A 19,323-nucleotide genomic window follows, 5' to 3' on the forward strand; every position below is an offset into this window, starting at 1 on the left:
CGATGGAGATCCTCGCGTGACGGAAACGACGACGACGTCCTCGACCGCTGCCCTGCGCAGACTGGTCCCGCGGATCTTCTCGCGCGCGCAGCCCTCCGGTGCTGTCGACACCCTCGTCCGCACCGTCCGGATGCACCATCCGAAGAGCGACATCGCGCTGATCGAGCGCGCGTACTCGGTCGCGGAGCGGGCGCACGCGAACCAGAAGCGCCGCAGCGGCGAGCCCTATATCACTCATCCGCTGGCCGTCGCGCAGATCCTCGCCGACCTCGGCATCGGCTCGAAGACGATCGCCGCCGCGCTGCTGCACGACACCGTCGAGGACACCGACTACCAGCTCGACGAGCTCCGCGCGGACTTCGGCGACGAGGTCGCGATGCTCGTCGACGGCGTCACCAAGCTCGACAAGGTCAAGTACGGCGACAGCGCGCAGGCCGAGACCGTCCGCAAGATGATCGTGGCGATGTCGAAGGACATCCGCGTCCTGATCATCAAGCTCGCCGACCGCCTCCACAACGCGCGGACCTGGGGCTTCGTCCCCGCCGAATCCGCCGCCCGCAAGGCCACCGAGACTCTCGAGATCTACGCGCCGCTGGCGCACCGCCTCGGCATCCAGGCGATCAAGTGGGAGCTCGAGGACCTGTCCTTCGCGGTGCTCTACCCCAAGATCTACAACGAGATCGAGAGCCTGGTGAAGCGGCGGACGCCGCAGCGCGAGGAGTTCGTGCAGAACGTCATCGACCTGATCAGCGAGGACCTGCGGGCCGGGCGGATCCGCGGTCGTGTCGTCGGCCGGCCGAAGCAGTATTACTCGATCTACCAGAAGATGGTCGTCCGCGGTCGCGAGTTCGACGAGATCTACGACCTGGTCGGCATCCGCGTCCTCGTGAACTCGGTGCGCGACTGCTACGCCGTGCTCGGCTCGATCCACGCCCGGTGGACGCCGATGCCGGGCCGGTTCAAGGACTACATCGCCACTCCGAAGTTCAACCTCTACCAGTCGCTGCACACGACGGTCGTCGGGCCGAAGGGGCGTGCGGTCGAGATCCAGATCCGCACCAACGAGATGCACCAGCACGCGGAGTTCGGCATCGCGGCGCACTGGAAGTACAAGGAGCAGATGGCCACCGGCAAGGTGCCCACCTCCGGATCGAACGACACCGACCTCGCCTGGCTCGCGCACCTCTCGGACTGGCAGTCGGAGACCACAGACCCGAACGAGTTCCTCGACTCCCTCCGCTTCGAGATCGGCGCCAAGGAGGTCTACGTCTTCACCCCGAAGGGACGCGTGATCGGCCTGCCGACCGGTGCGACCCCGGTCGACTTCGCCTACGCGGTGCACACCGAGGTCGGGCATCGGACGATGGGCGCCAAGGTCAACGGGCGCCTCGTGCCGCTGGAGTCGGCTCTGACGACGGGCGACGTGGTCGAGGTCTTCACCTCGAAGAACCCCGACTCGGGACCGAGCCAGGACTGGCTCCACTTCGTGCAGAGCCCGCGGGCCCGCAACAAGATCCGGCAGTGGTTCACCAAGGAGCGGCGCGACGAGGCGATCGAGCAGGGCAAGGACTCCATCGCCCGGGCGATGCGGAAGCAGAACCTGCCGCTGCAGAAGCTGATGAGCCAGGACACTTTCACCGAGGTGGCCAGCCAGCTGCGCTACAACGACGTCGAGGCGCTCTACGCGGCCGTCGGCGAGGGCCACGTCTCGACCCAGTCGGTGCTCGAGAAGGTCGTCTCCTCCATCCAGGGCGATCCGGAGTCGGACGAGAACGAGGTCACCCTCCCGCGCTCGCCCCGGCCGCGGAGCCGGAGCAGCGAGTCGGGCGTCCTCGTGAAGGGCGCGCCGGACATCCTCGTGAAGCTCGCGAAGTGCTGCACTCCGGTTCCGGGCGATCAGATCGTCGGATTCGTGACGCGGGGAGCCGGCGTCTCCGTGCACCAGGCGAGCTGCCACAACGTGCAGGAGCTGCTGAAGGAACCGGAGCGGATCGTCGACGTCGAGTGGGCGCCGTCCTCCAAGAGCATCTTCCTCGTGCAGATCCAGGTCGAGGCGCTGGACCGCTCGGGCCTGCTGAGCGACGTGACGCGCGTGCTCTCGGAGCACCACGTCAACATCCTCTCGGCGACGGTCTCGACCTCGAGCGACCGGCTGGCGATCAGCCGGTTCGTCTTCGAGATGGGCGACACCACCCACCTGGACCGCGTGCTGAACGCCGTGCGCCGGATCGACGCCGTCTACGACGTCTACCGGGTGAACGCGGGCTGATCCCCGGGCGGCGCCTCGCCGAGCGCCGCCCGCAGCCGTCGTCCGACGATCCTCCGTCCGGCGACGGCGCTGCCCTCCTCCAGCCTCGCGAGGACGGCGTCGAGGCCGGTCCGGGTGCTCCGAGAGAGCGCCCGGAGGATCGCGCCCGCGTCCTCCGTCCGGGCGAGGTCGATCAGCGTGCGAGCAGGCGACGTGACCGGCGCGCCGCCGAGGAGGACGACGTCGTCCTCGTCGAGCAGGACCTCGTGGCAGCGCAGGCGGGGGTTCGACGGCGCCTGCCGGCGCTTCCGCCGGTCGATCGAGGCGCTGTGCACCGGCGGCGGGCCGTGCGTCGCCCCGTGCACCCATGCGGCGGAGAGACGATCGGCGACGGCGCCGCGGGGGAGCAACGAGCGCAGGGAGGCGGCCCGCTCGGACGCCCCCAGGGGCAGGTCCGCGACGAGGAAGCCCTCGTCGAGCGCGACCAGCTCGCCGTCGAGGCGGGCGGCGCACAGCTCCGCGAGAGGGAGGTGCCCGGGGAGGAGCACGGAGGGGAGGCGCATCCGGCCATGCTGGCCGATGCGCCTCCCCTCCGGAGCGTCGCGAGCGGATCTGTGGAGGGATCCGCCGGCGCGGGTCTAGCCGATCGCGTCGAGCCAGACCTTGCGGGCGTCGAGCGCCTCCTGAGCCTGGGCGATCGCGTCGCGGTCGCCGCGCGCCTTCGCCTCGTCGAGCTCGTCCTGGAGCTTCTGGATCGCGGCGGTCAACTGCGAGGCGAGACCCTCGGAGCGGGCCTTGCGCTCCGGGTTGCTGCGGTTCCAGTGCTCCTCGTCGAGCTTGCGGACGTGCGCCTCGACCTTGCGGAGGCGGTCCTCGACGGTGCGCACCTGCTCGCGCGGCACGCGGCCGACGGCGTCCCAGCGCTCCTGGATCGAGAGCAGCACCCGCTTGGCCTTCTCGCGGTCCTGCTCCTGCAGGAGCGGCTCCGCCTCCTCGAGGAGGGCGAGCTTGAGGTCGAGGTTCTCGGTGTACTCGACGCTCTCCTGCGCGACGATCTCGGCCTTGGCGCCGTAGATCGCGTCGCCGGCGGCCTTGAAGCGCGCCCAGAGCGCGTCGTCGAACCGCTTGCCGGCACGGCCGGCGACCCGCCAGCGCTCGAGGAGCGCGCGGTAGTCCGGGATGGCGTCGGCGCCCTGGGGCACCAGCGCCTCGGCCTGATCGATGAGCGCCTGCTTGGCCTGCTTGGCCTCGCGGTGCGCGGAGTCGAGGTCGGCGAAGAACGCCTTGCGGTTCTGCTCGATCGTGGTGCGCGCACCGCGGAACCGGCGCCACAGCTCGTTCGCGTCGTTCTTGGGCAGGCGCGGGCCCTGCTGCTGGTGGTTCTGCCAGCGGGCGAAGAGGTCGTCGATCGCGGCGCTGGCCTGCTTCCACTGCGTCTTCGCCGGGTCGACCGCCGCCAGGGCCTCGGCCTCGGCGACGATCGCCTCGCGGTAGGCGAGGGCCTCGGACAGCGCGGCCTTCGACTCGGCCGCCTGCTGCTCGGTCAGATCCTCGACGGAACCGCTCAGCGCGTCGACCCGGGTCTGCAGCGACTCGAGGTCGCCGACCGCGTTGGCCTGCGCGATGGCCGCGGACAGCGACTGCACCGTCCGGGCGACGTCTCCGGCGGGTGCGCCCCGCTTGGCGCGCTGCTCGAGCAGGGAGACCTGCCCGGCGAGCTCCGTGTACTTGCGCTCGTAGTAGGCGAGCGCCTCCTCGGGAGTCGCATCGGGGTACTGGCCGACCTCTCGCTCCCCGTCGCCGACGCGGACGTAGACCGTCCCGTCGTCGCCGACCCGTCCCCACGGCTGCTGGTCACTCATCGCTCGGAGCCTCACCTTGCTGTTCGATGTCGTGCTTCTCGGTGCCCGTCGCGTCGTCGGCCGGTGGGGCTCGACGGCCGGAGGGCCGAAGACCGCGCTCGGCCGCGAACGGGCAGTGACGACAAGCCTATTGCACTCCCCGCGCGGGCGGACCGTGACGACGCCGCGGGTGCGGCTACTGGACGGAGACGGAGGTGATGGACACGGGCTCAGCGGGGGCGCCGTCACCCGATCCGTCGGCCGTGCCCTTCGACACGACGTCGCTGACGAGGGCGTCGAGTCCCGAGGTGACCTGCCCGAGCACGGTGTACCCGCCGGCCGCGTCGGCGGGCAGGGTCGTGTCCTGGTAGACGACGAAGAACTGGCTTCCCTGGCTGTAGCCGTTGCCGCCCTGGCGGGCCATCGCGATGGTCCCGGCCGGGTAGACGCCGTCCTCGGGCGCGTTCTCGACGGGGCCGTAGCTGTAGCCGGGGCCGCCGGTGCCGTCGCCGTCCGGGTCGCCGCACTGGAGGACGTAGAGGCCCTCCGTGGTGAGGCGGTGGCAGGAGACGCCGTCGTAGAAGCCGGACTGCGTCAGCGAGATGAAGGAGGACACCGCCTGCGGGGCAGCGGCGCCGGCGAGCGTGATGCCCAGCGGGTCCTCGCCGATCGTGAGCGTGCCCGTCCAGTCGCGGCCCTCGGCGATGTCGGAGGAGGGGACGTCGCCGGTGTTCGACCCCGTCGCCTCGGGCGTCGGGGTCGCGGAGGAGGAGGAGGTCGGCTCGGCGACCGGGGTGCCGGGGCCGCCGGAGAAGTAGAGGATCTGGGCGACGACCGCGAGCCCGATCACGACGACGGCGGCGATCGCCGCGATCACGTTGTCGCGCACGCGCCGCTTCTGCCTCGAGCGGTGGAGGCTCTGACGGGCCTGGTAGGCCCGGAGCCGGGTGCGCGCCTCGCGGTCGTTCGACTTGCCCTGGGCCACGTGTTCCTCCGACGTCCTCGTCCGCGCGGCTTCGGCGCGGCGGCCCGCGCACGCAGGCCGCGTCGAGCCTACGAGAACCGCCGGAGGCGCGACAAACGCCGCTCCGTCGCGCCGGGCAGTCGGGCCGGGGCTCTGTCGGAGGCCGTCGTTACGCTGGGGGCATGACCATGCAGCAGGCCGGACTCCGCTCCGGGGCGACTCCGCTCGCCGTGCGGATGCGGCCGCGCAGCCTCGAGGAGGTCGCCGGCCAGCGCCACCTCCTGACGCCCGGCTCGCCCCTGGTCGCCCTCGCCGCCGACACGACGGGGGAGCGGGGAGCGGTGTCCGTGATCCTCTGGGGCCCTCCAGGCACGGGCAAGACCACGCTCGCGCAGGCGGTGGCCCACTCCAGCGGCCGCCGCTTCGTCGAGCTCTCCGCCGTCACGGCGGGCGTGAAGGACGTGCGGCAGGTGATGGAGGAGGCACTCTCCACCCGCGACCTCTACGGCACGTCCACCGTGCTCTTCCTCGACGAGATCCACCGCTTCACCAAGGCGCAGCAGGACGCACTGCTGCCCGGGGTCGAGAACGGGTGGGTCATCCTCATCGCGGCCACGACCGAGAACCCCTCGTTCTCGGTGATCGCGCCGCTGCTCTCGCGCTCGCTCCTGCTGACCCTCGAGCCGCTCAGCGACGACGACCTGGGCGTCCTGGTCGACCGCGCCCTGCACGACGAGCGGGGTCTGCGCGACTCGGTGACGCTGGAGGAGGAGGCCCGGGCGAGCATCGTGCGGCTCGCCTCCGGAGACGCCCGGCGGGCGCTGACCGCGCTCGAGGCCGCCGCCACCTCCGCCCGCTCGGAGGCCCGCGAGGCCGACCGGGTCGCCCGCGCCGCCGCCGCGGAGGACCCGGACGAGGAGGACGAGGACGACGAGGGCGCTCCCGTCGAGGCCGCCGCCGAGGAGCCCGCGCTCCCCGTGATCACGACCGAGGTCGTCGCGCGCGCCGTCGACCGCGCCCTGCTGCGCTACGACCGCAACGGCGACGAGCACTACGACGTCATCAGCGCCTTCATCAAGTCCATCCGGGGCTCGGACGTCGACGCGGCGCTGCACTACCTGGCCCGGATGATCGAGGCGGGGGAGGATCCGCGGTTCATCGCCCGCCGCATCATCGTCTCCGCGTCCGAGGACATCGGCATGGCCGACCCGCAGGCGCTCGTCGTCGCGATCGCCGCGGCCGACGCCGTGCAGTTCATCGGCATGCCGGAGGGGCGCATCCCGCTCGCCCAGGCGGTCGTGCACCTGGCGACCGCCCCGAAGTCGAACGCGTCCTACTCCGCCATCGACGCGGCCATCGCGGACGTGCGCGCGGGCCGCGCGGGTCGGGTGCCGGCGCACCTGCGCGACGCGCACTACCCCGGCGCCAAGAAGCTCGGCCACGGGAAGGGCTACCGGTACCCGCACGACGCCGACCTCGGCGTCCTCGAGCAGCAGTACCTCCCGGACCCGCTCCAGGGCGCGCGGTACTACCGGCCCACCGAGCACGGCAACGAGCGCGACGTCTCCGCACGACTGGCGAAGCTCCTGCGCATCATCCGCGGCGACCGGGGCTGACCGCGCCGACCGCGAACTCGCGCGACCCGCACGGGAGGCCGTGGCCTGATAGTCTTGCGAGGTTGCCCACCGCTCTGTAGCCGAGCGGAGCAGCGCATCCCTCTGAATCGCGCAGCCCGCCACTGCGGTCACCCTTCCCCCGCACCCGCGGAGGACACGACCGCGGCGTCCGCCCTCCTCCCGGAGCCGGCGGTCGAGAGCTGCGACCGAACCTCTCAGACCTTGGAAGGACCACTGTGTCGACCACGTCCCGTACCCGCTCGAAGACGCGCCTCTCGCGCGCCCTCGGCATCCCCCTGACCCCGAAGGCCGCCCGCTACCTCGAGAAGCGTCCCTACGCTCCCGGCGAGCACGGCCGCTCGAAGCGCAAGGCCGACTCCGACTACGCGGTCCGCCTGCGTGAGAAGCAGCGTCTGCGCGCCCAGTACGGCATCCGCGAGAAGCAGCTCCGCATCGCCTTCCAGGAGGCGCGCCGCACCCAGGGCCTGACCGGTGAGAACCTGGTCGAGCTCCTCGAGATGCGCCTCGACGCCCTCGTCCTGCGCTCGGGCTTCGCCCGTACCACCGCGCAGGCCCGCCAGTTCGTCACCCACCGCCACATCATGGTGGACGGCAAGACGGTCGACCGCCCCTCCTTCCGCGTGAAGCCGGGCCAGGTCATCCACGTCAAGACCCGCTCCGAGGGCACCGAGCCCTTCCAGGTCGCCGCCGCCGGTGGACACGTCGACGTCCTCCCCAAGACCCCGGGCTACCTCGAGGTCGAGATCGACAAGCTGCAGGCGACGCTCCTGCGCCGCCCGAAGCGCGCCGAGGTCCCCGTGACCTGCGAAGTGCAGCTCGTCGTCGAGTACTACGCGGCCCGCTGAGTCCAGCCCCGCAGAGAAAGGCCCCGGTGTCTGCACCGGGGCCTTTCCCGTTCCCGGGGTCGCGATCCGGAGTGCCCGCCGCGCTCCGAGAGTCCCGCGCTGCGCCCGATCCGGCCGTCGCGCCCGAGCCGAGCGCCCGTCCCCGCGTCCGACCCTCTCGCGGCCCGTCGGTAGGCTGGAGTGCCGCGCTGGGCGGCATCGAACGGAGGTCACCGTGACCGGTGGAGACATCGCAGGGCTCATCGCCGCGGGGGTGTTCGCGATCCTGGTGGCGATCACCGCCGTCCCGCTCTGGAAGCTCGGACGCGTCTTCGACAGCACGAGCGAGGCCATCAAGCAGGCCAGCGACGGACTGACGCCGATCCTCGACGAGTCGGCCTCCACCCTCCGCGAGGCCAACCACCAGCTCGCGCGGGTGGACACGATCACCAAGGACGTCGCCGAGGTCACCGGCAACGTCAACGCGCTCGTCGCCCTCACGGCCGCGACCGTCGGCGGTCCGCTCATCAAGCTCGCCGGCTTCACCGCCGGAGTCCGCGCCGTGCTCGTCGCCGGACGGACGGCCGACAAGGCCGGAGCCGCGGTCGGCCGCTCCGCCGCGAAGCGCACGAAGCGCCCGCGCTCGAAGTAGCGCCGCGCCCGCGCCCTAGAATCGAACGGGTCGTCGCGCCGTCGCGCCCGCCCCGCCGCTGTGGAAGGACACCCCGTGAAGAACATCCTCCTGATCGTCATCGGGATCGGCCTCGGATTCGCGGTCGCCCACCAGGTCTCGCGCACCGAGGCGGGCGCCCGGCTCTTCGCCGACATCAACCGCACCGCGAAGGAGCTCGGCGAGGCCGTCTCCGAGGGCTACCACCAGCGCGAGGCCGAACTGAAGGCCGCCATCGGCGAGGGCTGACGCCCCGCCGCCCGACATCCGCGTCGTCACCGACCGAACCGTAACGGAACCCATGCAGACCGCAGACATCCGCAACCGCTGGCTCGACTTCTTCGGGAGCCGCGGCCACACCGTGGTCCCCTCCGCCTCCCTCGTGAGCGAGGACCCGAGCCTCCTCTTCACCGTCGCCGGCATGGTGCCGTTCGTGCCCTACCTCACCGGAGTGGTCCCCGCGCCCTACCCGCGTGCCACCAGCGTGCAGAAGTGCATCCGCACCAACGACATCGAGGAGGTCGGCAAGACGCCTCGTCACGGCACCTTCTTCCAGATGAACGGCAACTTCTCCTTCGGCGACTACTTCAAGGAGGGGGCGATCGGCTACGCCTGGGAGCTGCTCACCGGCGCCGAGAGCGACGGGGGACTGGGCTTCGACGAGAAGGACCTCTGGGTCACCGTCTACAAGGACGACGACGAGGCGATCGCGCTCTGGAAGACGATCGCGGGACTGCCGGACGAGCGCATCCAGCGCCTGGACAAGGACACCAACTACTGGTCGACCGGCCAGCCCGGCCCCGCGGGCCCCTGCTCCGAGATCTTCTTCGACCGCGGCCCCGCCTACGGGATCGACGGCGGCCCGGCGACGGACGACGACCGCTACGTCGAGATCTGGAACCTCGTCTTCATGCAGTACCTCCGCGGCGAGGGCACGAGCAAGGTCGACTTCGACATCCTCGGCGAGCTGCCGCGCAAGAACATCGACACCGGCATGGGCCTCGAGCGCGTCGCCTTCCTCAAGCAGGGCGTCGAGAACATGTACGAGATCGACCAGGTCCGTCCGGTCCTCGATCGCGCCGCCGAGCTCTCGGGCCGCCGCTACGGAGCCGTCCACGAGGACGACGTCCGCATGCGCGTCATCGCCGACCACGTGCGCTCCTCGCTGATGCTGCTGTCGGACGGCGTGACGCCGTCCAACGAGGGGCGCGGCTACATCCTCCGCCGCCTGATGCGCCGCACGGTGCGCGCCATGCGCCTGCTCGGAGTGGACACCGCGACGTTCCCCGAGCTCTTCGCCGCCTCGCGCGACGCGATGGCGTCGGCCTACCCCGAGGTGTCCACGGAGTTCGAGCGCCTCTCGACCAGCGCCTACGGCGAGGAGGAGGCGTTCCTGCGCACCCTCGCGGCCGGCACCGAGATCCTCGACCTCGCGGTCCTGAAGACGAAGAAGGCCGAGTCGCCGACGCTGCCGGGCGACACCGCGTTCCTCCTGCACGACACCTTCGGGTTCCCGATCGACCTCACCCTCGAGATCGCCGAGGAGTCGGGTCTGACGGTCGACCGCGAGGCGTTCGATTCCCTCATGACCGCGCAGCGCACGCGTGCGAAGGCCGACGCGAAGTCGAAGAAGTCGGCGCTGGCCGATCTCTCGGTCTACGCCGACTTCCGCGCCCACGGCGAGACGCTGTTCACCGGCTACGACGTGCTCGACACCGAGACGCGCATCCTCGGCCTCATCGTCGGCGGGCACTCCGTCACGAAGGCGGTCGCGGGCGACATCGCCGAGGTGATCCTCGAGGCGACCAGCCTCTACGCGGAGTCGGGCGGCCAGGAGGCCGACGCCGGCCGCATCGTCGGCTCCGGCTTCGATCTCGAGGTCCTCGACGTGCAGAAGCCCGTCAAGGGGCTCATCAGCCACAAGGTCCAGGTCGCCAGCGGCGAGGTCGGAGTGGGCGACGCCGCCACCTCCGTCGTCGACCGCGACTGGCGCCGGGGCGCCACGCAGGCGCACTCGGGCACGCACCTCATCCACGCCGCGCTGCGCCAGGTGCTCGGTCCGCAGGCGCACCAGTCCGGCTCCTACAACAAGGCGGGCTACCTGCGCCTGGACTTCTCGTGGAACCAGGCCCTCTCGCTCGAGACCCGCAGCGAGATCGAGGAGATCGCCAACACGGCGATCCGGGACAACCTCGAGGTCGTCACGCGCGAGCTCCCGATCGACGAGGCGAAGGCGCTCGGCGCGATGGCCCTCTTCGGCGAGAAGTACGGCGACGTCGTCCGCGTGGTCGACATCGGCGGGCCCTGGTCGCGCGAGCTCTGCGCGGGCACCCACGTCGGGCGGTCGTCCGAGGTCGGCGTGATCAGCCTGGTCAGCGAGTCCTCGGTCGGATCGACCAACCGCCGCGTCGAGTCGCTCGTGGGCCGCGAGGCCTTCCAGGAGCTCGCCGCCGAGCGCGCCCTCGTCAGCACGATCTCGTCCTCGCTGAAGACCCCGCGCGAGCAGCTCCCCGAGCGGATCGGCGAGCTCGTCGCGAGCCTCAAGGCCGCTGAGAAGCGGATCGCCGCGTTCGAGGCCAAGGCCCTCGCCGACCGGGTGCCCGCCCTCGCCGCGACCCGCCGCACCGTGGGCGGCACGACCGTCGTCGCCGAGAGCATCGGCTCCGCCGGATCGACCGACGAGCTGCGCTCCCTCGTGACCTCCGTCCGCGAGCGGCTCGGCCAGGAGCCGGCCGTCGTCGCGCTCGCCGCCGACGTCTCGGGCAAGCCCGCGGTGATCGTCGCCACCAACCAGGCCGCCCGCGACCAGGGCCGCCGCGCGGGTGCGCTCGCCAGGCGCGCCGCCGGGATCCTCGGTGGCGGCGGAGGCGGCAAGGACGACCTCGCCCAGGGCGGCGGCTCCGACGTCTCCGCCATCGGCGCGGCGCTCGAGGCCGTGGTGCAGGAAGCGACCAGCTGAATGAGCCGGTTCGGCGTCCGGCTCGGCATCGATGTGGGCCGTGCCCGCATCGGGGTCGCCCGCTGCGACGCCGACGGCCTGCTCGCGGTGCCCGTCGAGACGGTCGCGCGGGCGGGCACTGACGGCGGATCCTCGGACGTCTCCCGGATCGCTCACCTCGCCGCCGAGTACGATGCCCAGGCGATCATCGTCGGACTGCCGTTGTCGCTGTCGGGGGCCGAGACGGCCTCGACGGAGGACGCGCGCGGATTCGCTCGACTGCTCGCCGAGGCGGTGCCCACCGCTCCGGTGCGGCTCGTCGACGAGCGGCTGTCGACGGTCACCGCTCAGAGCGCCCTGCACCGCTCCGGACGCACCACCCGCGGCTCCCGAGCCGTGATCGACCAGGTCGCCGCCGTGGTGATCCTGCAGCACGCCATCGATTCCGAGCGCTCGGCCGGCACCCCGGCCGGAGTCCTGCTCGAACCGAACGAAGGACCTCCCCGTGACCGACGTCCCCCCGAGCCGCCGCGACGCCCGCGCCGCCGAGCAGGCGCAGCCGACTCCGCCCGACCCGACTCCGGAGCAGCAGCCCGCGCCGACTGAGGCGCACGATCCGCTGGGCCGCCTCTTCACCGGGCCCGACGTGCCCGAGCCCCGCGGCCGCGACGACGCGGCCGCGTTCGACCCGGACGCGCGCCCGAAGCGTCGCCGCGCGGCTCGCGCGACGGGCGGCGCGAGGAAGCGCCGCAGCCGCCGCGGGCTCATCGGCGGGCTTCTGGCCTTCGGCGTCTTCGCCGCGCTCGTCGCCATCGCAGTCACGATCTTCCTCGAGCCCGTGCGCGGCCTGTTCGCCGAGCCCGAGCCGACCGACTTCACCGGCACCGGCTCGAGCGAGGTGCTGTTCACGATCCACCAGGGCGACGGCGGCAGCGACATCGCCAACAACCTCGTCTCGGACGGGGTCATCAAGTCGTACGACCCCTTCTACGACCTGCTCCTCGCCCAGAGCCCGGAGCCCGTCTTCCAGCCCGGCGCGTACTCGCTCAAGGCCGAGATGAGCGCCAAGGCCGCACTGTCGGCGCTGCTCGACTCCGAGTCGACGCGCCTCGCGAACACCTTCGTCATCCCCGAGGGGACGGCGCTCAAGGAGGCGCTGCCGCTCATCGCGGACGGCACCGGGGTCGCGCTGACGGACCTCGAGGCGGCCGCCGCCGACTGGGGCTCGTTCGGGCTCCCGGCCGGGGCGACGAGCCTCGAGGGGTTCCTGTTCCCCGCGACCTACGACATCGACCCGTCGACGCCGGCGCACGACATCCTGAAGACGCTGGTCGACCGGATGTACCAGTCGCTCGACCAGGCCGGCGTGCCGGCGGACGACCGCTACCGCGTCGTGGTGTTCGCGTCCCTCGTGCAGCGCGAGGCCCGCGTCGCCGAGGACTTCCCCAAGGTCGCGCGCGTGTTCCAGAACCGCCTCGACCAGGGGTGGCGCCTGCAGTCGGACGCGACCGTGGCGTACGGCACCGGCGCGACCGACCGCGTCTCGACCACGGACGCCGAGCGGAACGACGCCGGCAACGTCTACAACACCTACCAGCGCGACGGCCTGCCGCCCGCGCCGATCTCGAACCCGGGCGACGTGGCGATCGACGCGGTCATGCACCCCGCGGACGGCACCTGGATGTACTTCGTCACGGTGAACCTCGAGACGGGCGAGACGGTCTACTCCACCACCGACGCCGAGCACAACGCGGCCGTCGACCAGTGGCAGGCCTGGATGCGGGACCACCCGGAGTACCAGTGACGGCCGCCGGGTACCGCCTCGCGGTCCTCGGCGCGCCGATCGCGCACTCGAAGTCGCCCGCGCTGCACGCGGCCGCCTACCGGGTGCTCGGACTCGACTGGAGCTACCGCGCCGTCGAGACGACGGAGGCGACCCTCTCCGAGGTCGTGTCCGGTGAGCCCTGGCACGGACTGTCGCTGACAATGCCGCTCAAGCACGCGGTGCGACCGCTGCTGGCGGAGGAGGACGCGGTCGCCCGGGTCACCGGCGCGGTCAACACCGTGCTGGTCGACCGCTGCGGCCCGGCACCCCGCCTCCGCGGGTTCAACACCGACGTCGCGGGCATCGTGCGCGCCCTCGCCGAGGCGGGCGTCGTCTCGGCGGAGCGCGTCCAGGTGCTCGGCGGGGGAGCGACCGCCGCCTCCGCCCTGGCCGCCGCCGCCGAGCTCGGCGCGGCGCGGGTCGACCTCGTCCTGCGGACGGCGTCGAGGGCCGTCGAGCTCGCTCCGCTCGCGGAGTCGCTCGGCGTCCCGCTCTCGGTCCGCTCCTTCGCCGACTGGTCCACCGGAGCGCCACTGGTGATCTCGACGCTCCCCGGCGGGGCGGCGGACGGCCTCGACGTGCCCGACGCGGCGGTCGCGGGCTCAACCCTGTTCGACGTGGCGTACTCCCCGTGGCCGAGCGCGCTCGCCCGGCGCTGGGAGCAGGGCGGCTCCCCGGTCGTCTCCGGGCTCGGGATGCTGCTCCACCAGGCACTCGTGCAGGTGCGGATCTTCGTCGGCGGCGACCCGGTCCTGCCTCTCGATCGCGAGGACGAGGTGCTCGCGGCGATGCGCCGAGCCGTCTCGGCGGGTCCGGCGCACTGACCTCGTGTGCCAGAATCGGAGGATGCTCCGTTGGCTCACGGCCGGGGAATCCCACGGTCCCGAACTCGTCGCCGTCCTCGAAGGACTGCCGGCGGGCGTCCCCGTCTCCCTCGACGACATCCGCGCCGATCTGGCGCGCCGGAAGCTCGGCTACGGCCGCGGAGCCCGGATGAACTTCGAGCAGGACGAGCTGACGATCTCCTCCGGCGTCCGGCACGGAGCGACGATGGGCAGCCCCATCGCCCTGCGCATCGGCAACACGGAGTGGCCGCGCTGGGTCGACGTCATGTCGGCGGAGCCCCGTGACCCCGAGAGCCTGCCCAAGGGCCGCGGCGCCGCGCTCACACGGCCCCGCCCGGGCCACGCCGACCTCGTCGGGATGCAGAAGTACGGCTTCCCCGAGTCCCGCAACGTGCTCGAGCGCGCCTCCGCCCGCGAGACCGCGGCCCGCGTCGCCCTCGGCGCCGTCGCCCGCCGCTTCCTCGGCGAGCTCGGCGTCTCGCTCGTCAGCCACACCCTCGCCATCGGGCCGGTCCGCGTGCCCGAGGGCTCGCCGCTGCCCGGCCCGGCCGACGTCGCCGCCCTGGACGCGGATCCGCTGCGCTGCCACGACGCCGCGACCAGCGCCCTCATGGTCGCCGAGGTGGACCGCGCCCACGACGACGGCGACACTCTCGGCGGCGTGGTCGAGGTCCTCGCGTACGGTCTCCCGCCCGGACTCGGGTCCTACGTGCACTGGGACCGTCGTCTCGACTCCCAGCTCGCGGCGGCCCTGATGGGGATCCAGGCGATCAAGGGCGTCGAGGTCGGCGACGGCTTCCTCACCACCACCCGCCGCGGCTCGGAGGCGCACGACGAGCTCTTCCAGTCCGCCGCCGGCATCTCCCGGTCCAGCGACCGGGCCGGCGGCACCGAGGGCGGGATGAGCACGGGGACCGTGCTGCGGGTCCGCGCCGGCATGAAGCCGATCGCGACCGTGCCGCACGCGCTGCGCACCGTCGACGTCGCCACCGGCGAGGCAGCCGGCGCTCACCACCAGCGCTCCGACGTCTGCGCGGTGCCGGCGTCCGGTGTCGTCGCGGAGGCGATGGTCGCCCTGGTGCTCGCGAACGCCGTGCTCGAGAAGTTCGGCGGCGACAGCGTCACCGAGACCCGCCGCAACCTGCAGGGCTACCTCGCCGCCATCCCCGACGAGCTCCGCACGGCCGCCGCGAGCGACCCGGGTCTCGGGCTCGCCTGATGGCCGCGTCCTCGGCGGCCCGCTGATGGCGGGTCACGATACCGGCGCGGCCCGCGCCCGCCTCGTCCTGATCGGCCCGATGGGCGCCGGCAAGACGACGATCGGCAAGCGGGTCGCGAAGGCGCTGAGCGCCGGGTTCGTCGACTCCGACGCGGAGTTCGTGCGCACCCACGGCCCGATCGCCCCCTACTTCGACGCCCACGGCGAGCCGGCCTTCCGCCGGGAGGAGCGCCGTGTCGTCGAGCGCGCCGTCCGTCGCGACGTGGTGCTGAGCCTCGGCGGGGGAGCGGTGCTCGATCCCGCGACGCGCGCCGACCTCGCGGACGTGCCCGTCGTGCTCCTCACCACCACGGCCGAGGCCGTCCGCGACCGGCTCGGCTCCGGCTCCCGCCCGCTGGTGCGCGGCGGGGTCGGCGACTGGGTCCGCATCTTCGACGAGCGGCGCCCGGTCTACGAGTCCCTCGCGGACACCGTGGTCGACACCTCCCGGCGGCCGATCACCCTGATCGCCGCCGAGATCGCGGAGTGGGTGCGCGCGCAGCGCCCCTCCGCCACCCCTGCACCATCGGACCCGGCGGCCACGAGCCGCCCGAGCGGAAGACAGTCATGAACGACGGCACCACCGCCATCCCCGTCGCCGGAGAGAACGGCTACGACATCCACGTCGGGCGCGGACTCCTCGACGGCCTCGCCGACGCGATCGGCCCCCGGGCCGCGAAGGTGCTCATCGTGCACCCGCCGACCCTCGCGGTCCTCGCCGCCGAGATCCGCGAGAGCCTGCTCGAGCGCTACGAGGTGCTGCTCGCCGAGGTCCCGGACGCCGAGGCCGCGAAGCGCGTGGAGGTGGCGGCCTTCTGCTGGCAGGTGATGGGGCAGTCGGACTTCACCCGCACGGATGTGGTCGTCGGCTTCGGCGGCGGCGCGATCACCGACCTGGCCGGCTTCGTCGCCGCCACCTGGCTCCGCGGGGTCGACCTGGTGCAGGTGCCGACCACCGTGCTCGGGATGGTCGACGCGGCCGTCGGGGGGAAGACCGGCATCAACACGGCCGAGGGCAAGAACCTCGTCGGCGCCTTCCACGCGCCGCGGGCGGTCGTCGCCGACCTCGACGTGCTGACCAGCCTCCCGCGCAACGAGATCCTGGCCGGCTTCGGCGAGATCGTGAAGTACGGGATGATCGCCGAGCCGCGCATCCTCGACATCATCGAGTCCGACATCGACCTGGCCACGGACCCGACGTCGGAGGAGTTCCGCAGCCTGGTCGAACTGTCGATCGGGATCAAGGCGCGGGTCGTCGGCGAGGACTTCACCGAGAAGGGCCTGCGCGAGATCCTGAACTACGGGCACACCCTCGGGCACGCGGTCGAGCACGCCGAGCGCTACCAGTGGCGCCACGGCGCGGCCGTCTCCGTCGGGATGATGTTCGCGGCCGAGCTCTCGCGCCTGACCGGATCGCTCAGCGACGCGGTCGTGGACCGCCAGCGCCGGGTCCTCGAGTCGCTGACCCTGCCGACGAGCTACCCGCTCGGACGGTGGGAGACGCTCCTCGCCGCGATGCAGCGCGACAAGAAGACCCGTGCGGGCATGCTCCGCTTCGTGGTCCTCGACGACATCGCCCGCCCGAGCATCCTGCAGGGGCCGGAGACGTCGCTGCTGTTCGCGGCGTACCAGGAGATCGGATCGTAGGTCCGACTCGGCTGAGCCCGGGCGGCGCCGTTGGGGCGATTCGCATGCGGCGTCCAGACTCCTCTGCCGACGGGGCCGCGTCGACTACACTCGACGGGTCAGCCGGACCGGCCGATATCGCCGCGCCCGCGTACCGGGCTCGCCGGCGCAGACTTCCACCGAAACGGATCCCCCTTCGCATGGCCTCTACCACCGACATCAAGAACGGCACCGTCCTCAGCATCGACGGCCAGCTCTGGAACGTCATCGACTTCCAGCACGTCAAGCCGGGCAAGGGCGGCGCCTTCGTCCGCACCAAGATGAAGAACGTCCTCACGGGCAAGGTCGTCGACAAGACCTTCAACGCGGGCGCCAAGATCGACACGGCCAACGTCGACCGCCGCGACTTCCAGTACCTCTACCGCGACGGCGCGGACTTCGTGTTCATGGACACCAGCGACTACGACCAGATCACCGTCCCCGAGGCGGTCGTCGGCGACGCGGCGAACTTCATGCTCGAGAACCAGAACGTGACCCTCGCCCTGCACGACGGCGACCCGCTCTACATCGACCTCCCCGCCTCGGTCGTCCTCGAGATCACGTACACGGAGCCGGGCCTCCAGGGCGACCGCTCGACCGGCGGTACCAAGCCCGCGACGGTCGAGACCGGCTACCAGATCCAGGTCCCGCTCTTCCTCGAGCAGGGCACGAAGGTCAAGGTCGACACCCGCACGGGCGACTACCTCGGCCGCGTCAGCTGAGCCGGGCCTCCCGTGAGTGCTCGCACGAAGGCGCGCAAGCGCGCCCTCGACATCCTCTACAACGCCGACGTCCGGCAGATCAGCTTCGCCCAGTCGCTGCGCGCCGAGGCCGAGCGGGCGGCGAACGAGCCGGCCCGTGAGGCCTCGTGGCTCTACGCCCGTGAGATCGTCGACGGGGTCATCGACCACGCCGACGAGATCGACGAGCTGATCGCCCGGCTCGCCCAGGGCTGGACCCTCTCGCGCATGCCGCTGGTCGACCGCGCGATCCTCCGGATCGGGGTGTGGGAGATCCTGCACAACGACGCGGTGCCCGACGGCGTCGCCATCTCGGAGGCCGTCGAGGCCGCCACGTCGCTGTCGACCGACGACTCGGCGGGCTTCATCAACGGGCTCCTCGCCTCCGTCGCGGAGTCCCGCACGACGGCCTGACCCGCCCCGGAGACCTGCTCGGCCCGCCGGATCCCCGTGATCGGGCGGGCCGAAGTCGTTACCGGGCTGCCCGTCCGGCGGGCCGCGCGACGGCCCCTATACTCGACACGGCTTTTCCTTTAACAGCCGTCCTGTGAGGCGGGGAAGGAGGTCGGTGTGACGGCACGAATCGTGCTCAACGGCGCTGACATCACGCGAGCGCTCACGCGCATCGCCCACGAGATCCTCGAGTCGAACCGCGGCCCCGAGTCGCTGGTCGTCCTCGGCATCCCGACGCGCGGCGTCGCCCTCGCGAGGCGCATCGCCGACACGATCGCGCGGATCGAGCCGGACGGTCCCCCCGTCTTCGCCGGCTCCCTCGACGTGACCATGTACCGCGACGACCTCTCCCGGCACCCGGTCCGCACCCCCGCGCGCACCGCCGTCCCCGCGAGCATCGACGGCCGGACCGTGGTCCTCGTCGACGACGTCCTCTTCTCGGGCCGCACCATCCGCGCCGCCCTGGACGCCCTCAGCGACATCGGCCGTCCGCGAGCCGTGCGGCTGGCCGCGCTGGTCGACCGCGGACACCGCGAGCTCCCGATCCGGGCGGACTTCGTCGGCAAGAACCTGCCGAGCAGCCTGAGCGAGCGGATCAACGTCCGGCTCGTCGAGACGGACGGTGAGGACCTGGTCGCGATCGAGTCGCAGGCCACCGGCGAGGAGACGGCTCCGTGAAGCACCTGCTCTCGACCCGGGACCTCGACCGCGCGAGCGCGATCGCACTCCTCGACATCGCCGAGGACATGGCGGACGTGCAGAACCGCGAGGTCAAGAAGCTGCCGACCCTGCGCGGGAAGACCGTGGTCAATCTCTTCTTCGAGGACTCCACCCGCACGCGGATCTCGTTCGAGGCGGCGGCGAAGCGGCTCTCGGCCGACGTCATCAACTTCAGCGCGAAGGGCTCCAGCGTCTCCAAGGGCGAGAGCCTGAAGGACACCGCGCAGACGCTCGCCGCGATGGGCGCCGACGGCGTGGTCATCCGGCACAGCGCCTCCGGAGCCCCCGCGGTTCTGGCGGCGAGCGGCTGGATCGACGCGTCGATCCTCAACGCCGGTGACGGGACCCACGAGCACCCGACCCAGGCGCTCCTGGACGCGTTCACCATCCGCCGGCGCCTGCACGGCGCCTCCGCGTCCCGCGGCAAGAGCCTCGACGGCGTCGCGGTCACGATCGTGGGCGACGTCCTGCACTCGCGGGTGGCGCGCTCGAACGTCTGGCTGTTGACGGCGCTGGGCGCCGAGGTGACCCTGGTCGCACCGCCGACCCTCGTGCCGGTCGACACGAGGGACTGGCCCGCGACCATCCGCTTCGATCTGGACGAGGCGATCGACACCGGGCTCCCCGACGTCGTGATGCTCCTGCGCATCCAGCTCGAGCGGATGTCGAGCGGGTTCTTCCCCAACGGCCGGGAG

18 protein-coding genes and 1 pseudogene are annotated in these 19,323 nt (G+C 72.1%); 16 read left to right on the plus strand and 3 right to left on the minus strand.

Going from position 1 to position 19,323, the window contains the following annotated elements; all coding sequences use genetic code 11:
* Positions 1 to 16 precede the first annotated feature (16 nt).
* Positions 17 to 2,269, plus strand: coding sequence for a bifunctional (p)ppGpp synthetase/guanosine-3',5'-bis(diphosphate) 3'-pyrophosphohydrolase (locus C5C50_RS09095; protein ID WP_104261518.1), 2,253 nt, complete (start codon positions 17 to 19; stop codon positions 2,267 to 2,269).
* Here the strand turns inward: C5C50_RS09095 and C5C50_RS09100 are convergent.
* The 3 genes from C5C50_RS09100 to C5C50_RS09110 all read right to left on the minus strand — a co-directional run bounded on the left by C5C50_RS09100 (position 2,248) and on the right by C5C50_RS09110 (position 5,074).
* Complete coding sequence (locus C5C50_RS09100; RefSeq protein ID WP_104225333.1) at positions 2,248 to 2,811, minus strand: type IV toxin-antitoxin system AbiEi family antitoxin; 564 nt, start codon at positions 2,809 to 2,811, stop codon at positions 2,248 to 2,250. The genes C5C50_RS09095 and C5C50_RS09100 overlap by 22 nt on opposite strands.
* Before the next feature lie 75 nt (positions 2,812 to 2,886).
* Positions 2,887 to 4,110: a DUF349 domain-containing protein gene (locus C5C50_RS09105; protein ID WP_104224762.1), complete on the minus strand. Its 1,224-nt coding sequence runs from the start codon at positions 4,108 to 4,110 to the stop codon at positions 2,887 to 2,889.
* A gap of 175 nt (positions 4,111 to 4,285) precedes the next feature.
* Complete coding sequence (locus C5C50_RS09110; protein ID WP_104273293.1) at positions 4,286 to 5,074, minus strand: peptidylprolyl isomerase; 789 nt, start codon at positions 5,072 to 5,074, stop codon at positions 4,286 to 4,288.
* 161 nt (positions 5,075 to 5,235) lie between these two features.
* Between C5C50_RS09110 and C5C50_RS09115 the strand changes: the two genes are divergently transcribed.
* From C5C50_RS09115 to C5C50_RS09185, 15 genes and pseudogenes are all read left to right on the plus strand, one after another.
* Positions 5,236 to 6,669 carry a replication-associated recombination protein A gene (locus C5C50_RS09115; protein ID WP_104225330.1) on the plus strand — a complete coding sequence of 478 codons (1,434 nt, stop codon included), beginning with the start codon at positions 5,236 to 5,238 and terminating at the stop codon, positions 6,667 to 6,669.
* A 236-nt stretch (positions 6,670 to 6,905) separates the two neighbouring features.
* Positions 6,906 to 7,535, plus strand: coding sequence for a 30S ribosomal protein S4 (gene rpsD / locus C5C50_RS09120; RefSeq protein ID WP_068210518.1), 630 nt, complete (start codon positions 6,906 to 6,908; stop codon positions 7,533 to 7,535).
* Between the two features lie 214 nt (positions 7,536 to 7,749).
* A complete protein-coding gene (locus C5C50_RS09125) occupies positions 7,750 to 8,166 on the plus strand; it encodes a DUF948 domain-containing protein (RefSeq protein WP_104224759.1) in 417 nt (138 codons plus the stop codon).
* A 75-nt stretch (positions 8,167 to 8,241) separates the two neighbouring features.
* Positions 8,242 to 8,433, plus strand: a complete 192-nt coding sequence (locus C5C50_RS09130) for a hypothetical protein (RefSeq protein ID WP_104225329.1) — start codon at positions 8,242 to 8,244, stop codon at positions 8,431 to 8,433.
* 52 nt (positions 8,434 to 8,485) lie between these two features.
* Positions 8,486 to 11,143, plus strand: a complete 2,658-nt coding sequence (gene alaS, locus C5C50_RS09135) for an alanine--tRNA ligase (protein ID WP_104261517.1) — start codon at positions 8,486 to 8,488, stop codon at positions 11,141 to 11,143.
* Positions 11,144 to 11,617: pseudogene (gene ruvX / locus C5C50_RS09140) on the plus strand (Holliday junction resolvase RuvX); the annotation flags it as partial.
* A gap of 10 nt (positions 11,618 to 11,627) precedes the next feature.
* Positions 11,628 to 12,926 carry an endolytic transglycosylase MltG gene (gene mltG / locus C5C50_RS09145; RefSeq protein ID WP_104225327.1) on the plus strand — a complete coding sequence of 433 codons (1,299 nt, stop codon included), beginning with the start codon at positions 11,628 to 11,630 and terminating at the stop codon, positions 12,924 to 12,926.
* The gene (locus C5C50_RS09150; RefSeq protein ID WP_258067718.1) at positions 12,923 to 13,771 is read left to right on the plus strand and encodes a shikimate dehydrogenase; all 849 of its coding nucleotides are present in this window, start codon (positions 12,923 to 12,925) and stop codon (positions 13,769 to 13,771) included. Before mltG ends, C5C50_RS09150 begins: the two co-directional genes overlap by 4 nt.
* A gap of 22 nt (positions 13,772 to 13,793) precedes the next feature.
* Positions 13,794 to 15,011 carry a chorismate synthase gene (gene aroC / locus C5C50_RS09155; RefSeq protein WP_104246778.1) on the plus strand — a complete coding sequence of 406 codons (1,218 nt, stop codon included), beginning with the start codon at positions 13,794 to 13,796 and terminating at the stop codon, positions 15,009 to 15,011.
* Positions 15,012 to 15,036: 25 nt separating this feature from the next.
* Positions 15,037 to 15,621 carry a shikimate kinase gene (locus C5C50_RS09160; RefSeq protein WP_104225325.1) on the plus strand — a complete coding sequence of 195 codons (585 nt, stop codon included), beginning with the start codon at positions 15,037 to 15,039 and terminating at the stop codon, positions 15,619 to 15,621.
* The gene (gene aroB / locus C5C50_RS09165) at positions 15,618 to 16,697 is read left to right on the plus strand and encodes a 3-dehydroquinate synthase (RefSeq protein WP_104224752.1); all 1,080 of its coding nucleotides are present in this window, start codon (positions 15,618 to 15,620) and stop codon (positions 16,695 to 16,697) included. Before C5C50_RS09160 ends, aroB begins: the two co-directional genes overlap by 4 nt.
* A 179-nt stretch (positions 16,698 to 16,876) precedes the next feature.
* Complete coding sequence (gene efp, locus C5C50_RS09170) at positions 16,877 to 17,437, plus strand: elongation factor P (RefSeq protein ID WP_068210208.1); 561 nt, start codon at positions 16,877 to 16,879, stop codon at positions 17,435 to 17,437.
* Positions 17,438 to 17,449: 12 nt separating this feature from the next.
* Positions 17,450 to 17,869, plus strand: a complete 420-nt coding sequence (gene nusB, locus C5C50_RS09175) for a transcription antitermination factor NusB (RefSeq protein WP_104224751.1) — start codon at positions 17,450 to 17,452, stop codon at positions 17,867 to 17,869.
* 156 nt (positions 17,870 to 18,025) lie between these two features.
* On the plus strand, positions 18,026 to 18,586 hold the full coding sequence (gene pyrR / locus C5C50_RS09180; protein ID WP_104273294.1) for a bifunctional pyr operon transcriptional regulator/uracil phosphoribosyltransferase PyrR: 561 nt from the start codon (positions 18,026 to 18,028) through the stop codon (positions 18,584 to 18,586).
* Positions 18,583 to 19,323, plus strand: a 741-nt coding sequence (locus C5C50_RS09185) for an aspartate carbamoyltransferase catalytic subunit (protein WP_104273295.1), incomplete at its 3' end; no start/stop codon positions are given. The genes pyrR and C5C50_RS09185, both read left to right, overlap by 4 nt.

It is taken from the genome of Rathayibacter sp. AY1D9 (assembly GCF_002932395.1).
Taxonomy (GTDB): Bacteria; Actinomycetota; Actinomycetes; order Actinomycetales; family Microbacteriaceae; genus Rathayibacter.

What these genes read in the sequence shown, in the direction of transcription:
- alaS (WP_104261517.1), top strand. Translation starts at nt 8,486, where the DNA reads ATGCAGACCGCAGACATCCGCAACCGCTGGCTCGACTTCTTCGGGAGC.
- aroB (WP_104224752.1), top strand. Translation starts at nt 15,618, where the DNA reads ATGAACGACGGCACCACCGCCATCCCCGTCGCCGGAGAGAACGGCTAC.
- C5C50_RS09115 (WP_104225330.1), top strand. Translation starts at nt 5,236, where the DNA reads ATGACCATGCAGCAGGCCGGACTCCGCTCCGGGGCGACTCCGCTCGCC.
- efp (WP_068210208.1), top strand. Translation starts at nt 16,877, where the DNA reads ATGGCCTCTACCACCGACATCAAGAACGGCACCGTCCTCAGCATCGAC.
- aroC (WP_104246778.1), top strand. Translation starts at nt 13,794, where the DNA reads ATGCTCCGTTGGCTCACGGCCGGGGAATCCCACGGTCCCGAACTCGTC.
- C5C50_RS09160 (WP_104225325.1), top strand. Translation starts at nt 15,037, where the DNA reads ATGGCGGGTCACGATACCGGCGCGGCCCGCGCCCGCCTCGTCCTGATC.
- C5C50_RS09105 (WP_104224762.1), bottom strand. Translation starts at nt 4,110, where the DNA reads ATGAGTGACCAGCAGCCGTGGGGACGGGTCGGCGACGACGGGACGGTC.
- C5C50_RS09100 (WP_104225333.1), bottom strand. Translation starts at nt 2,811, where the DNA reads ATGCGCCTCCCCTCCGTGCTCCTCCCCGGGCACCTCCCTCTCGCGGAG.